2 protein-coding genes are annotated in these 1,039 nt (G+C 62.8%); both read right to left on the reverse strand.

Annotation, left to right across the window (positions count from 1 at the left end; genetic code table 11):
• The coding region (locus ENZ74_RS32840) for a fatty acid desaturase (protein WP_206522397.1) at positions 1-411 on the reverse strand (411 nt) is incomplete at its 3' end.
• Positions 412-563: 152 nt separating this feature from the next.
• A partial coding sequence (locus ENZ74_RS32845; RefSeq protein WP_348630712.1) for a hypothetical protein occupies positions 564-1,039 on the reverse strand: 476 nt, incomplete at its 5' end.

Below are 1,039 nucleotides of genomic sequence, written 5' to 3' on the forward strand. Positions count from 1 at the left end.
GGTCAGCGTCCGGATGTCGCCCATGCCGCGTTCGTCAAGATTGCCGGCGCTGGCGTGGTGGGTCGCGTGGGCGCGCCGCCAGCAATCGTAGGGCGTCAGCGTCAGGATGCCGAGCGCGCGGCCGATCCAGTCGTCCGCGTAGCGATTGGCGAAGAAGGAGCCGTGGCCGCAATCGTGCTGGATCATGAAGATGCGCACCAGAAACCCGGCCGCGGGAAGGATGAGGATCAGTCCCCACCAATGGCCATAGGCATAGGCCGCCGAGGACAGGCCCCAGAGCATGGCGAATGGAATGAGAGTGATGGCGAGTTCGACGGTGCTGCGCCGCCTGTCAGGCTTCTTGTAGCGGGCGAGAATCTTCAGCCAGGCGCGCTTGCTGTTGGCGACCGTCTCAGGGGAAATCATGTTCATCAGGAAGCATAGGCGGGGTGCCTCGCCGCCGCAAGGCGACATCACGCAAAATTACTGTGCGTAATTGTCGCGTGGCCCGGCGGTCGAGCCAGCCAACCGCCGGTTCGACCTGCTGATGATTCTGAGCGTCGGTTTTCCGCTGAGGTCGATCGCTATTCGCGATCGAGGATGGGACAGCCGCGCTCGGTGCCAAAAGTCACGCGCACGCGGTCGCCACCCTGTCTGCCGCGGACTGTGATCTCCCGGCGGCCGACGGACTCTATCCTTGCGCGGCGGATGCCCATTCGGTCTGCCTTGTCGAGGGCCCGGTCCTCCGTGCAGCCTCGTTGACGGCGGTCGCGCCGGTCGTCGCGACGGGGGCCTTCGCAATCGTCATAGGCGGGGTCGCAATCTTCCATGAGCTTCAGCCGCGGGCCATGTTTGCCCAATTGCAGCTGCAGATTGTCTGCTTGTGCCGGAAAAGCCGCCAAGGTGATGGCGCCGAGGCCGACAAGCGCCATCAGCGATGAGGTGATCGAAACCTTGCGCACTACGTCCTCTATTTTGAACCACAACACATCTATCCTTAGATGGTTCGGCTCTCCCCGGCTATTGCCGATAGGAGGTTTGCTGCCAAGATTGATTGTTG

This window comes from Mesorhizobium sp. M7A.F.Ca.CA.002.15.2.1 (genome assembly GCF_003998715.1).
Classification (GTDB): domain Bacteria; phylum Pseudomonadota; class Alphaproteobacteria; order Rhizobiales; family Rhizobiaceae; genus Mesorhizobium; species Mesorhizobium ciceri.